This is a genomic window from Paraburkholderia nodosa (assembly GCF_001718195.1).
Taxonomy (GTDB): Bacteria; Pseudomonadota; Gammaproteobacteria; order Burkholderiales; family Burkholderiaceae; genus Paraburkholderia; species Paraburkholderia nodosa_A.
In genome coordinates this window covers 84,288-97,374 of the sequence record NZ_MCNV01000004.1, presented here as the reverse complement: position 1 = coordinate 97,374, position 13,087 = coordinate 84,288, and the positions used below count along the sequence as shown (strand labels likewise).

Annotated in this window: 12 protein-coding genes and 1 tRNA gene; 4 read left to right on the top strand and 9 right to left on the bottom strand. The window is 63.8% G+C overall.

Annotated features, from left to right (window positions below; genetic code table 11):
- Positions 1-397: 397 nt before the first annotated feature.
- The 4 genes from BFD71_RS09675 to BFD71_RS09660 form a co-directional block, all read right to left on the bottom strand.
- Entirely contained in the window at positions 398-1,204 is an 807-nt protein-coding gene (locus tag BFD71_RS09675; protein ID WP_069263051.1) for an oxidoreductase, read from the bottom strand.
- Between the two features lie 33 nt (positions 1,205-1,237).
- The gene (locus BFD71_RS09670; protein ID WP_069263050.1) at positions 1,238-4,378 is read right to left on the bottom strand and encodes an efflux RND transporter permease subunit; all 3,141 of its coding nucleotides are present in this window, start codon (positions 4,376-4,378) and stop codon (positions 1,238-1,240) included.
- Entirely contained in the window at positions 4,375-5,490 is a 1,116-nt protein-coding gene (locus BFD71_RS09665) for an efflux RND transporter periplasmic adaptor subunit (RefSeq protein ID WP_069263049.1), read from the bottom strand. The genes BFD71_RS09670 and BFD71_RS09665 overlap by 4 nt, the downstream gene beginning before the upstream one ends.
- Positions 5,491-5,573: 83 nt before the next feature.
- Complete coding sequence (locus tag BFD71_RS09660; protein ID WP_069263048.1) at positions 5,574-6,191, bottom strand: TetR/AcrR family transcriptional regulator; 618 nt, start codon at positions 6,189-6,191, stop codon at positions 5,574-5,576.
- A gap of 76 nt (positions 6,192-6,267) precedes the next feature.
- On the opposite strand from BFD71_RS09660, the gene BFD71_RS09655 reads away from it, so the two are divergent.
- Entirely contained in the window at positions 6,268-7,728 is a 1,461-nt protein-coding gene (locus BFD71_RS09655) for an efflux transporter outer membrane subunit (protein ID WP_069263047.1), read from the top strand.
- A gap of 36 nt (positions 7,729-7,764) precedes the next feature.
- Here BFD71_RS09655 and BFD71_RS09650 read toward each other — a convergent pair whose 3' ends face one another.
- The 5 genes from BFD71_RS09650 to BFD71_RS09630 form a co-directional block, all read right to left on the bottom strand.
- The gene (locus BFD71_RS09650) at positions 7,765-8,058 is read right to left on the bottom strand and encodes a DUF6566 family protein (protein WP_069263046.1); all 294 of its coding nucleotides are present in this window, start codon (positions 8,056-8,058) and stop codon (positions 7,765-7,767) included.
- An 83-nt stretch (positions 8,059-8,141) separates the two neighbouring features.
- Positions 8,142-8,555 (bottom strand): Hsp20/alpha crystallin family protein, encoded by a 414-nt coding sequence (locus BFD71_RS09645; protein ID WP_069263045.1) that lies wholly within the window; start codon positions 8,553-8,555, stop codon positions 8,142-8,144.
- A 31-nt stretch (positions 8,556-8,586) separates the two neighbouring features.
- Positions 8,587-9,027, bottom strand: coding sequence for an Hsp20/alpha crystallin family protein (locus BFD71_RS09640; RefSeq protein ID WP_069263044.1), 441 nt, complete (start codon positions 9,025-9,027; stop codon positions 8,587-8,589).
- A 289-nt stretch (positions 9,028-9,316) separates the two neighbouring features.
- Positions 9,317-9,389, bottom strand: a tRNA-Lys gene (locus tag BFD71_RS09635).
- 45 nt (positions 9,390-9,434) lie between these two features.
- A complete protein-coding gene (locus BFD71_RS09630; RefSeq protein WP_069263043.1) occupies positions 9,435-9,998 on the bottom strand; it encodes an Hsp20/alpha crystallin family protein in 564 nt (187 codons plus the stop codon).
- Between the two features lie 180 nt (positions 9,999-10,178).
- Here BFD71_RS09630 and BFD71_RS09625 point away from each other — a divergent pair, with 180 nt between their 5' ends.
- From BFD71_RS09625 to groL, 3 genes are all read left to right on the top strand, one after another.
- On the top strand, positions 10,179-10,823 hold the full coding sequence (locus BFD71_RS09625) for a diguanylate cyclase (protein WP_069263042.1): 645 nt from the start codon (positions 10,179-10,181) through the stop codon (positions 10,821-10,823).
- 168 nt (positions 10,824-10,991) lie between these two features.
- On the top strand, positions 10,992-11,309 hold the full coding sequence (locus BFD71_RS09620; protein ID WP_069263488.1) for a co-chaperone GroES: 318 nt from the start codon (positions 10,992-10,994) through the stop codon (positions 11,307-11,309).
- A gap of 75 nt (positions 11,310-11,384) precedes the next feature.
- Positions 11,385-13,007: a chaperonin GroEL gene (gene groL, locus BFD71_RS09615; protein WP_069263041.1), complete on the top strand. Its 1,623-nt coding sequence runs from the start codon at positions 11,385-11,387 to the stop codon at positions 13,005-13,007.
- Positions 13,008-13,087 lie beyond the last annotated feature (80 nt).

The following is a 13,087-nucleotide window of genomic DNA, read 5'->3' as shown; positions in this document are numbered from 1 at the left end:
ACGATGGAATGGTGTCCACCCAAGGAAACCGCTCATGCGGCCCACGTCGAGCGTACCGGGAGTCGTGCACTTCGCTCACGCCTGCATCCACCCTCCGTCTAAGGTGGCGCTCTCACGACTTCCGCACCGACGACGGGGGTGCCACTCGTGACACCCAACAGGTGGCTGCTTCTCGGCGTATTGCTGCTTGTCGCATCGATCGCCGCACTATTCATATGGCACTGATTGCGCGTCTATTGACTCGCAAGGATGCGCCGCACATGGCTTCGGGCGTCGCAGCGAACGGGCAGCTTGTCCAACATGCGTCGCGAGGTTCGCAAACGTTCCGATAAATCAAACATCACCCATCCCGGCATTGCGGAAAGCGCAGGAACTCGGGCTGGCTGATGGTACGGCTTCACAGGAGTCCGAACGTTTTCCTCAAGCTTGAATCGACGGGGCCCGCGGGCATAAAGCGTCGCAATTTTCTCAACAGAGAGGCCTCACCCGCCGGTGTGCGACGCATGCGCCAGCTCCCAAGCGCCGCTTCGACAATCGTGTTCGCTACGCCGTCGGGCGCGGGGGCGCCTTTGACACTCTTGACGACTGCGCTCGATGCAAGGCTACGCTCGCGATCATAGGCGGCGATTTTCGAGCTTGCCAGAGGGGCGTTGGTGTCCAGGTTGGTCCTGGTAAAGGACGGTTCGACCAGCGTTGCGCGTATGCCGAACTGGCGTACCTCATGGTCCAGGGTCTCGGTCAGCCCTTCGACGGCATGCTTGGACGCCGAATAGAGACCCATGTAGGGGGCGGGAAGGAAGCCAAGCACCGAACTGACATTGACGATCCTTCCGCCACGCTGTTCCCGCATGTGAGGGAGTACCGCCTGCGTCGTGCGTAGAATGCTGAATACATTGGTATCGAACAGCGACACGGCCTCGGCAGCCGAAGTTTCCTCCACGGCACCGATCAGGCTCATTCCCGCATTATTGACGAGCACATCGATTCGCCCGGCGAGTTCGATGACGGACTGGATTGCGGCCCGGACCGATGCATCGTCGCGAACGTCCATCTCGACGAGCTCGACGCCGGAGATAGGCACCGCTGTTGCGATGCTGCGCACGGTACCCAATACGCGGCAACCCCGGCCGGCAAACTTCTCGGCGGTGGCGCGTCCGATACCCGATGACACCCCGGTCACAACGACAACGGTGGATTTCGACATGAACAGCTCCCCTCAGGTGAAATTGATGATGTTTTAAGTGCGCGCGTCGAGCGCATCCTGTGTCACCGGTTCTGAATGCGATGACTGGTTATCCCGGCTCTTGTGCGAACCCGCGGAAGTGCCGGGGCGGATCTTGAACCAGATGGAATACATCGCCGGCAGGAACACCAGCGTGAGAATCGTCCCGGCGAACGTACCGCCGATCAGCGTGTAGGCGAGCGTTCCCCAGAACACCGAGTGGGTCAGCGGGATGAAGGCCAGGATCGCCGCCATGGCCGTCAGGATCACCGGGCGGGCGCGCTGCACGGTGGCTTCGACAACCGCATGGAACGGATCCAGCCCGGCATGTTCGTTCTGATGAATCTGCCCGATCAGGATCAGCGTGTTGCGCATCAGGATGCCCGACAGCGCGATGAGGCCGACCAGCGCGTTGATGCCGAAAGGCTGCCGGAACAGGATCAACGTCGGCACCACGCCGATCAGGCCGAGCGGGCTCGTCATGAACACCATCACCATCGCGGAAATCGAGCGAACCTGGAAAATGATGATGACCAGCGTGATCGCCAGCATGATCGGGAACAGCGGCAACATGGCGGTCGTCGCCTTGCCCGATTCCTCGATGGAGCCCGCCTGCTCGATGCGATAGCCGCCGGGCAGCTTCGCGATGATCGGCTGAAGCTGCCGGGTGATGGCCGTTGAGACGTCCGGTGGCTGCAGGTTGTCGGCAATGTCGCCGCGTACCGTGATCGTCGGCACGCGGTCGCGCCAGCGCACGACCGGCTCCTCCATGCGCACGTCGACCTTGCCCACCTGCGACAGCGGGATGCGCTGCCCGTTGGCCCCGGCCAGCGTGAAGTCGCCGAGCCGGGCCGGGTCGAGACGCACATCGCCGGCCGAACGCGCGATGACCTGCACGCTTCGAATATCCTCACGCACGGCGGTGACGGGCACGCCGGTGAGCAGGAACTGCAGTTGTTGCGCGACGGCGCTGGAGGTGAGCCCCACCGCCTGCAGACGGTCCTGCTGCAGCGTGAAGTGCAGCGTGGGCGAGCGCGTGCCCCAGTCGGTGTTGACCGTGCGCATCATCGGACTGGCCTCCATCACCTGCTGAACTTCAGCCGCGATTGCGCGCAGCTTGTCCGGGTCCGGACCGGTGACGCGATAGGCGACGGGAAACGGCGAATACGGCCCGAACACGAGTTGCGTGACCCGCACGCGCGCTTCCGGGGCGAGACCGTCGGCGATGGCCTGACGCAGTCGCTGCTTCAACGCGTCGCGCTCGTCCTGGCTGTCCGTGCGGACCACGATCTTGGCGAACGACGGATCGGGCAGCTCCGGCCCCATGGCCAGGTAAAAGCGCGGCGCACCTTGCCCGACATAAGCCGTGACGATTTTGGCTTCCCTCTGTTTTGCCAGCCACGCCTCCACCTTTTCGGTCGCGGCGCTGGTTTGGGAAATGGAGGTGCCATAGGGCATCTGCACCTCGACCAGCACTTCAGGACGGTCGGAGATCGGGAAGAACTGCTTCTTGACCACGCCCATACCGAGGATGGCCAGGGCGAAGAGGCCAACGACCGAACCGGCGACCAGCCATTTGTGCGCGATGACACGCGTGAGCAGCTGACGGAAGCGGTTGTAGCGGGGCGTGTCGTAGATCGCGTCGTGGCCGCCTTCGACCTGTTTGAAGTCGGGCAGCATCTTCACGCCGAGGTACGGCGTGAAGACCACAGCGACGACCCAGGACGCGATCAGCGCGATGCCGACGATCCAGAACATGTTGCTGGTGTATTCGCCCGCGGTGGACCGTGCGAAGCCGTTGGGCATGAAGCCGACCGCCGTCACCAGCGTGCCCGAGAGCATCGGCGCGGCGGTGTGGCTCCAGGCATAGGCGGAGGCGGCCACGCGGCTATAGCCTTCTTCCATCTTCACCACCATCATTTCGATGGCGATGATCGCGTCGTCGACGAGCAGGCCCAGCGCCAGGATCAACGATCCCAGGGTGATGCGGTCGAAGTTCTTGCCTGTCGCGGCCATGACCACGAACACGATGGCCAGCGTCAACGGCACGGCGGCGGCCACCACCAGGCCCGCGCGCCAGCCCATGCTCACGAAGCTTACGAGCATGACCACCAGCAGCGCGGCAAAAAACTTGAGCATGAACTCGTCGACCGCCGAATGAATGTTGACGGCTTGATCGGTGACCTTGGTCAGGCTCATTCCCAGCGGCAGCCCGGCGTTGATTGCGCCGACCTCGCTGTCCAGTGCCTTGCCGAGATCGAGCCCGTTCCAGCCGTCGCGCATGACGATGCCGAGCAGCAAGGCCGGTTCGCCGTTGTTGCGGATCATGAAGGTTGCAGGATCTTCATAACCGCGCTCGACAGTGGCGATGTCCGACAGCTTCAGCGTGCGACCTTGCACGACGACGGGCGTATCGCGGATCTTCTGCAGCTTGTCAAAGGCGCCGTCCAGGCGAATCAACACTTCCGGTCCTTTGGTCTCCACGGAGCCGGCTGGCGTCAGGGCGTTCTGGCCATTGAGCGCGGCGAACACGTCCTGCGGGCCGACACCGAGCGTTGCCAGCCGATCATGTGAGAACTGGACGTAGATGCGCTCGGCCTGCTCGCCGATGATGTCGACCTTCTTCACGCCCGGCACGTGCAGCAACCGCTGGCGCAGCGACTCGGCGTCGCGCACGAGCCGGCGTTGCGGTTCGCCCCTGGCCTTCAGCGCAAAGAGTGCGAAGGTGACGTCCGCGTATTCGTCGTTGACCATCGGCCCGATCACGCCAGCCGGAAGGTTGGCGGCTTCGTCGCCGATTTTTTTCCGCGCCTGGTAGAACTCCTCCTGCACTTCCGACGGTGGGGTGCTGTCGAGCAATGTCAGCGTTGTGAAGGCGAGGCCGGGTCGCGTGTAGGTCTCGGTCCGGTCGTACCAGCGCAGCTCCTGCATGCGCTTTTCGATTTTCTCCGCGACCTGATCGTGCATCTCCTGTGCGGTGGCGCCAGGCCACGCGGTGACGATGGTCATCACCTTGATGGTGAATGCCGGGTCTTCCGCGCGACCCAGCTTGAAGAACGACAGGAGTCCGGCCAGCGAGATCAGGCAGATCAGGAACAGGGTGATGGAGCGCTCGCGCACGGCGAGCGCCGACAGGTTGAATCGGCCTTCGCTCACGGACGTGCTCCCTGGTTCGCCACTACGACGGCCTGGCCGGACATCCGGACCTGTTCACCTTCGCGCAGCAACTGGGCACCTAGCGCGACGACGCGCTCGCCCTGTTTCAACGTACCGGAGACGCGAGCGCTGTCGTCGTCCAGGTGAAGGACCGTGACCGGCCGCCATGCAACCCTGGCCGGCTCGCCGTTGACGACCCATACGCCGGGCCCTTTGCCCGCGTCGAGCAGCGCGCCGATCGGCACCTGCAAGCCGCCCTGGAGCGCCACGCGTGCGTCCGGTATCTCGATCGTGACGGTTGCGCCCAGCGGCGCGTCGGCCAGCGCACCCTGCAGGACATAACGCGCTTCGAAAGTGCGGGTACGTGGATCCGCCGTATCCGAGAGCTGGCGCAGCGTGGCTGGCACGCTCACGCCGCTGTTGCCGAACAGGGTGGCCTGGGCGACCGAACCGATGGCGGGGCGCAGGGTTTCCGGTAGCTGGATCACAGCCTCGCGGCGCCCGGCGTGGGCCAGGCGCACCACGGGTTGTCCGGCGCTGACGACCTGACCCGGCTCGGCCAGCGTTTCCATCACGACGCCATCCCCGTCCGCCAACAGCTCGGCATAGCCGGTCGCGTTGCGCGCCACGTCGGCGTCAGCCTCGGCCGCGCTGAGCTGCGCCCTGGCTGCATCGGCGGCCGCCTTGGCCTGGTCGTAGGCCGAAGCCGAGATCGCACCCGTGCCGCGCAGGTCGCGATAGCGCTCCTCATCCTGCGCGGTCTGCTGCGCCCGTGCCCGTGCAGCGGTGACCGCCTCCTGCCGGGCCTGCGCGGCAAGCTTGAGGTCGATCGGGTCGACGCGCATCAGCAGCTGGCCGCGTTTGACGGTTTGCCCGGCATCCACCAGCCGCTCCAGCACCTTGCCGGAGACGCGAAATCCCAGGTCGCTTTGCACGCGTGCGGCGACGGTTCCGGTAAACGAACGGGACGCGGGGATCGCCGCCTCGGCGATGGCGGTGCGCACCAGGGGCGTCTCGGTGCGCGGATCGGAAGGCGCTTTGTCGCCGCAGGCGGCTAGCGCAAGTGGCAGTGCATAGACGACTGCAGAGGTAGCGAGGCGACGCCGGAGCATGAAAGTCCCATTGATGGAGGAATCGGGGCTTTCATTGTGGTTCTTGTGACCAATTTAGTCAATGGTCACAAACGAAATTTCCATCAAGGCGACAGACTGCGGAGCACGAGGCTGGACAGTTGCGCGGGGGCGACCTTCGTGTAATCGAAGCTGTACTGCAAGAGCATCGGGTTCAGGTAGGGGCGCATGACCAGATAGATCGCCATCGCGGTCTCATCGAGCGGTGTTTTGCGCTCGAAGTCCCCGCTCTGCCGGCCCTCCTGCAGGATGTCCTGAAGCAGCTTCTGGACGCGCGCTTCATACGAAACCACGGCCTGCCAGTTCTCCGTGGCCGCTGATGCTGCAATCTCGTAGAGCTTGCGGTCCTGGAAAAACAGACGAAGGCTCGCCTCGGTGAAGACGCTGAACATTCGCCGCAACTTCTCCGGCGGCAGATCGGTCTGGGCGATGGCCGCCCTGACCTCGGTTTCGATCTCGTGCAGGCAGTTCGCGCAAATCATCTCGCCAATGGCTTGCTTGGACTCGAAAAACTTGTAGATGTAGGCCTTGGAAAACCCGATCGCCCTGGCGAGATCGGAGACCGTCGTTTTCTCGTAGCCATACCGGCTGAAGTGCTCGGTGGCGGCGGCAACGATCTGATCTCGTACTTCGTGGTCAGCGGGGCCGCGAGTCGTGATGGGAGGAGTGGTGGCGTTTTTCATGGGATAAGCATACAACAATAGACAACCAGTGACCGTTTGGTATTATGGTCACTACAGTAACCCTGCGAAGACGCTCATGCTACCCAATCACATGCTTGCCGCGATCATCGTTGCCGGCCTCTCGACAGCCTGCGCCGTGGGCCCTGATTACGTCCGGCCCAGTGTAGCCATGCCCGGGCAGTTCCAGGGCCAGGACGCGGTGGATCAACGGCACACGGTGGCCAGTTCTGACCTCGTCACGTGGTGGACGGCTTTCGGCGATCCGCAACTCACACGATTCGTCGCGCTCGCGCTGGAACAGAACCTGGACCTCGAGCAGGCCGCCGCGCGCGTCTCGCAGGCGCGCGCAGGACTCGGCGCAGCGAATGCCGCGCTGCTGCCTTCAGGCAATGTCAGCGGCCAGGCGGCGCGAGTCTACCAATCTGTCGAAACGCCCTTGGGGCGCGTCCTGAATTCAACGCCCGGATTCGACCGCTACGGCAACGACTACGAGGCCAATTTCAGCGCGAGCTGGGAACTGGATGTGTTCGGTGGCCTGCGTCGCGGGCGGGAAGCGGCACTCGCCGAGTATCAGGCTTCGGAAGCCGGCGCGGTGGCCACGCGCCTGGCTGTGGCAGCGCAGACTGCCGATATTTACATCACGATTCGCGGATTGCAGGCCCGTCTGAAGGTGGCCCGGCGGCAGGTGCAAACGCAACAGGATCTGCTTTCGACCATCAAGCTTCTGTATGGAAAAGGACTGGCGGCCGATCTTCAGGTAAGCCAGGCTGAGGGTGCGCTGGCCCAGGTGCAGGCATCCATCCCTGTCCTGGAGACGACACTGGACGCGGCCATGAACGCACTGGATGTGATGCTGGGCTCACAGCCCGGCACGCATCAAGCCGAACTGGTCGATGCTGGGGACATCCCGCCCGCCCCGCGGATCGCGCACACGGGAACGCCGGGAGAGTTGCTCAGGCGCCGACCCGACCTGATCGTGGCCGAGCGTCGCCTGGCTGCGTCGAACGCGCGCATCGGAGTGGCCATCGCCGAGTATTACCCGAAATTCTCGCTGAGCGGACTGATCGGGAGCGCAACGTCAATGGCCGCGGGCAATCTGTTCACTGGCGGCGCCAGTCAGGCGGCCGGGGTGTTGGGTCTGCGCTGGCGTCTGTTCGATTTCGGCCGCATCAATGCACAAATCGCGCAGGCCAGGGGCGAGGACGCCGAGATGTTGGCCGCGTATCGGCTCGCCGCACTGCATGCCACGGAAGATGTGGAAAACGCCTTTTCAGCGCTCGTCAAGCGGGAGGATCAGGCCGCGGTGCTCACCCAGGGAGTGAACTCACTTGGTCGGGCACGAGCCGCTTCGTTTTCGGCCTATCAAAAAGGTGTCGTCAGCCTGATTGAAGTCCTGCAGGCCGACGAAAATCTACTGCGCGCATCCGACGAGCGGGTGCAGGCGCAAACGGAATCGGCCCGCGCAGCCGTCGCTGCCTTCAAGGCGCTTGGCGGTGGTTGGCAGCCCGGCGATCCCGAGGCCGTGGCAAGCCGGTAGACAGCACGATGTATGCCTCATTCAGCCTCCGTCGCCTCACCCTGATGATTCCGGTCGCCTCGTCTCTGCGAAGCTTTCCGTGCCGGCGAAGCGTCCCGCATCGATCGCGCGGATGGCGTACTCGACGGTCTCCCGATGTGCGTCTTCCGCACTCGCCCAGCGCTGTGCGACGCACGGCAGGTGCCAGTCCTCGACCGTCTGCTCGCCGCGCCGGATACGCACAATGGCCATGTACCTGCCTGATCCCTGCGGAAGTACGCAGTGCCGCACGGCAATAGCGCTGGTTTCGATCGCGAAGCCTTTCCAGTTCTGATTGCGTGTGTCGTCCATGGTTGTCTGAGGTCGCGTGTGCCGAAACGGCGCGGACCCGGCGGCCCGCGCCGCACGACCGGAAACATTCCTGTGCAATGTACCTAGCCAACGCTCACCTCGATACGACGGGGTTTCGCTTCCTCACGGCGAGGAATCGTCAGCATGAGCACGCCATCGCGCAGTTGCGCGTCGATGCGCGAAACGTCGAAGTCCGGGCTGAGCGCGAAGGCGCGGCGGAAATGCGGGTGGCGAACTTCGCCATGCTGCAGCCTCAGCCCGGATGGTGTCGGAATCACCGACTCGGCCTCGATCGTCAGATTGCCGTCCTGTACCCGCACATCGAGCTTCTCGCGCGGTACCCCCGGCAGGTCCGCATATAGCGTGATGCCCCTGCTGTCCTCCAACACGTCGACGGCGGGCGTGAGGCGTGTGGACTGCTTCGCGGGTCCGCCGCGCTCATGGTCGGCGATGTCGTTGCGCGCCGCACCGGTGGTCAGTTCAGTGCTGTCGTTCATGGTGTCCTCCGTGATCTATGGTTCACCGTGCTCACTGCACGGTGACCGCGCGCGGCTTCGACGCCTCGGAACGTCCGATGCTGATGGTCAGGCAACCATTTGCATAGCGCGCATTGACGTTCCCGGGATCCGCGTGCCGGGGCAGCTCGATCACGCGCCGGAATGCGCCCATGAAGCGTTCGCTGGCATACACGCGCGTATCGTCCCCCGCTTGCCGCTCGGGCGCCCTGCGTTCGCCACTGATCGTCAGCAGTCCTTTGTCAATCGAGACGTCGATCGCCGCCGGATCGAGCCCCGGCGCAAACGCTACGATCTCGACACTGTCGTCGGTGCTGCCGATGTTGAGTAGTGGAAACATCTCGCTGCGCGTGGCGCGCAGGCTTGCGGGAAAGGCTGGAAAGAGGCTGGCCATCTGCCGTTGCAGGCGGTCGAATTCGCCCAGCAGATCGGTGCTGAAGAAGGGATCGCTCATGACTGGCTCCTGGAAAACCGGGGCCGACACGGAGGACGAATGGAACCACGCGCTCCAGTCCGCCTGTCCGTGGGAAACCCCGCCGACAAACAAATCGAAACACGCAGCGCTTGTCGCGACTGCCTGAGCGATGAACAAAATAGCGCATGGAACGAAAATTTCAAGAGGCCCCGCAGCATGTCACGAGCGAAGTCTCATGGACGATAGCGAGAGGCTTCAGGGACCGGCGCGAGTTTGCGCACGCCGCTGCAGCCGGTGGCCGCTGCGACGCACAAGCCCCGGTTGGATGTGGGCCGTACTGGATTCGAACCAGTGACCAACGGATTAAAAGTCCGCTGCTCTACCAGCTGAGCTAACGACCCGGTCGACTTCTACCGTCGCCGTCACAGCGCTTTCGTGTGCTTGCCCTAACCGATATCGATCGTCCGGTGCGCGGACGGCGCTGGTTCCATTTTCGGAATCGTCAACGTGAGAAGGCCATTGTCGAACTTCGCCAGAGCGCGGCCGGGATCGGCATATTCGGGCATCGGAATCGTGCGCACGAAGCGTCCGTGGGCACGCTCCAGCCGGTAGCAGCCGTTCTCCTCACTGTGTACGTCCTGCTTCTTCTCACCTCGGAGCACGATCGCGCCGTCCTCGACGCTCACTTTCACGTCTTCGCGCTCCATTCCGGGCAGCTCGGCAGTCACACGCAGCACCGGTCCTTCGTCGACAACGTCGATACGCGGCTGGAAACGCGACGAACTGAAGTCGCCAAACCACCGGTCGAGCGCACCACGGCCCGCGAACGGGTCAAGAAAAAATTCCTCCATTGCGCGCCATGGTTCGCGTGAAAACAGCCGCGCGATGTCGGGCATCGAGGCACGTTCGTTTTCGCTCGCCGACGTGCTTTCCCGGCCTTGCGCATCGGACTTGCGGGACGCTGCTCGAAGGAACTTGAAGGGATTCCACCTTCTCGGATCAGGGCTCATCGTATCCTCCCCCAATGTTCTGGAAGGGCAACCGGACTGTGTAGCCGCAAGCGCCAGTGATCCCGCACGGGAGTCTGGCTGCATGACAGCAACGCTTGGCGCGGCTGCCGGAACGATGCATAAAATAGCCCATGGAACGGAAATTTCAAGTGGCCCTTGCAACAAGCCACGGGAGGCTTCATGGACCTTTTCGACAGACTTCGGGAACAGGCCGAAAGCGTGCGCCTGCCGCTCTTCGCGGTCACCGTCAGCGCCGCTGCGCAGGTCAATACGCCGCTCGTCGCGATACTTCACTGGCACGGTTTCCGGCGCGCGACGCCGCTCGTGCTGCCCGGTGTGGAGATACCGGCGCGGTCAGTCCCCGGCACCGCCATCCAGATTGATGCGCCCTGGCAGAGCGTGGAAGCTGTCGACGCCATGCTGCTCGACGCGGCCTGGCAGTTCGGTGCGTGGGAGGTCGAGCGCATAGTGCGGCGCGGGTGCAATACGATCGGCGCCGGCGGTGCCGAAGCGCTCGCCTGTCGCCAGGCGTTTGGCGACTACGGAAGCGACATCCCGCCCGACGGGGCACTCATTGACGGCGCGAGTGATCGCGATGGCCTGATGCGACTGGCCGCGCGACGCGGCTACGTGCGCTGGCTCTTCCGACCGGTGAAGAGTGGCGTGTGGCGGGCGCTTGATGAAGCCGACGACACCCTGGATGCGGACGGCGGCCGGCAGCCGCCCTGCCCCGTGCACCCGCAGCCGCGCAGCGCGCACAAGCGCGCGCTCGGACGTACGGTCTACCGCCTTGGGACCGTCGGCCGTATCCTCTTGCCGCGTTGAAATATTTAGTTACATTTGCGATTCGCGCTCCCTCTTGAACCTCGAATGCGGCGCCTCTATTTCGCTTTCCGCCAGACACTGGCACGGCTGCACGGAGGCCTCCCACGCGCCTCGTTCACGCAGCCGGATTCCCTTATTGGTGATCCTTTAATCGCTCAGGAGATGGAAATGCAGATTCGTCCCCTCTACGACCGGGTTATCGTCAAGCGAATCGAAACGCAGCGGACGACGGCCTCGGGCATCGTGATTCCCGATTCAGCGGCAGAAAAACCAGAACAGGGCGAAGTCGTCGCCGTCGGCAGCGGTCGGCTGCTGCAGGATGGAACGCTGCGCGCGCTCCAGCTGAAGGTCGGTGACCAGGTTCTCTTTGGAAAGTACGCAGGCCAGACCGTCAAGGTCGATGGCGAGGAACTGCTCGTCATGCGCGAGGAGGACGTCATGGGCGTCCTCGAGGCCGACGGCAGCGCCGCCCGCAAGGCCGCCTGAACTTTCGACCGGTCGCGGACACCCGCCCGGTCGTTCGCGACGTGTCGAGTCAACGACTTTACCCGGAGCAAGAACATGAGTGCCAAAGACGTCAAATTCCATGACAGTGCCCGCGCCCGTATCGTCAAGGGCGTGAACGTGCTCGCCGATGCCGTGAAGGTCACGCTCGGACCCAAAGGCCGCAACGTGCTGATCGAGCGCAGCTTCGGCGCGCCGACCATCACGAAGGATGGCGTGTCGGTCGCGAAAGAAATCGAGCTGAAGGACCGCTTCGAGAACATGGGTGCGCAGGTGGTGAAACAGGTTGCATCGAAAACCGCCGATGTGGCGGGGGACGGCACCACCACAGCCACGGTGCTTGCCCAGGCGATCGTGCAGGAAGGTATGAAACACGTCGCCGCGGGGATGAACCCGATGGATCTGAAGCGCGGCATCGACAAGGCTGTCGCCGCCGTGCTCGACGAACTGCGCAAGCTGTCCAGGCCGATTTCGACGAACCGCGAAATCGCTCAGGTCGGTTCCATCTCGGCCAACGCTGACGAGGCAATCGGGAAAATCATTGCTGACGCGATGGAGAGAGTCGGCAAGGAAGGCGTAATCACGGTCGAGGACGGCAAGTCACTCGAGAACGAACTCGACGTGGTCGAAGGCATGCAGTTCGACCGCGGCTACGTGAGCCCCTACTTCATCAACGATCCCGACAGGCAGGCCGCATATCTCGATGACGCGCTGATCCTGCTGCACGACAAGAAGATCTCGAATATCCGGGACCTGCTCCCGGTTCTCGAAGCGACGTCCAAGGCAGGCAAGCCCCTGCTGATCGTCGCGGAGGACATTGACGGTGAAGCACTGGCCACGCTTGTGGTCAACGCGATGCGCGGCATCCTGAAGGTCGCCGCCGTCAAGGCGCCCGGCTTCGGCGATCGTCGCAAGGCGATGCTCGAGGACATCGCCATCCTCACGGGTGCGACCGTCATCTCGGAAGAAACCGGCAAGCAGCTGCAGAAGGCCACGCTCGAAGATCTCGGATCAGCAAAACGCGTCGAGGTCCGCAAGGACGACACCATCATCATCGATGGCGCCGGTGACGAAAAGCGCATCGAGGCGCGCGTGCACTCGATCCGCAGGCAGATCGAGGAAGCGACGAGCGATTACGACCGCGAAAAGCTACAGGAGCGCGTCGCGAAGCTCGCTGGCGGCGTGGCCGTGATCAAGGTCGGCGCGGCCACCGAAGTCGAGATGAAGGAGAAGAAGGACCGCGTCGACGACGCGCTGCACGCCACGCGTGCGGCGGTCGAGGAAGGCATCGTGCCGGGTGGTGGCGTCGCGCTCGTGCGTGCGCGTTCGGCCGTGACGAGCCTGAAAGGCGTCAACAGTGATCAGGACGCTGGCATCCAGATCGTGCTGCGCGCACTCGAAGCGCCCATGCGCGTAATCGCCTCGAATGCGGGCGATGAGCCTTCGGTGGTCATCGCGAAGGTGCTCGAAGGCAAGGGCAATTTCGGCTACGACGCGGCCACCGGCGAATACGGCGATCTTGTCGAGGCGGGCGTAGTCGATCCGACGAAAGTCACGCGCACGGCTCTGCAGAATGCGGCATCGATTGCAGGGCTCATCCTGACGACGGATGCAACGGTGGCCGAAGCGCCGAAGGACGACAAGCCGGCGCAGGCGAGCGCGCCGGAACTGGAGTACTGACCGCATCGGTTCCGCTCTGCACCGGTCATCAAGCCCGGCCGGTGCATTTCTTCGGCATCGTTCTTCCTGTCTTCGCGGGA

Coding starts and splice junctions, on each gene's coding strand:
- BFD71_RS09645 (WP_069263045.1), bottom strand. CDS start 8,555: ATGAACGACAGCACTGAACTGACCACCGGTGCGGCGCGCAACGACATC.
- BFD71_RS09640 (WP_069263044.1), bottom strand. CDS start 9,027: ATGAGCGATCCCTTCTTCAGCACCGATCTGCTGGGCGAATTCGACCGC.
- BFD71_RS09630 (WP_069263043.1), bottom strand. CDS start 9,998: ATGAGCCCTGATCCGAGAAGGTGGAATCCCTTCAAGTTCCTTCGAGCA.
- BFD71_RS09675 (WP_069263051.1), bottom strand. CDS start 1,204: ATGTCGAAATCCACCGTTGTCGTTGTGACCGGGGTGTCATCGGGTATC.
- BFD71_RS09650 (WP_069263046.1), bottom strand. CDS start 8,058: ATGGACGACACACGCAATCAGAACTGGAAAGGCTTCGCGATCGAAACC.
- BFD71_RS09625 (WP_069263042.1), top strand. CDS start 10,179: ATGGACCTTTTCGACAGACTTCGGGAACAGGCCGAAAGCGTGCGCCTG.
- BFD71_RS09660 (WP_069263048.1), bottom strand. CDS start 6,191: ATGAAAAACGCCACCACTCCTCCCATCACGACTCGCGGCCCCGCTGAC.
- BFD71_RS09655 (WP_069263047.1), top strand. CDS start 6,268: ATGCTACCCAATCACATGCTTGCCGCGATCATCGTTGCCGGCCTCTCG.
- BFD71_RS09620 (WP_069263488.1), top strand. CDS start 10,992: ATGCAGATTCGTCCCCTCTACGACCGGGTTATCGTCAAGCGAATCGAA.
- BFD71_RS09665 (WP_069263049.1), bottom strand. CDS start 5,490: ATGCTCCGGCGTCGCCTCGCTACCTCTGCAGTCGTCTATGCACTGCCA.
- groL (WP_069263041.1), top strand. CDS start 11,385: ATGAGTGCCAAAGACGTCAAATTCCATGACAGTGCCCGCGCCCGTATC.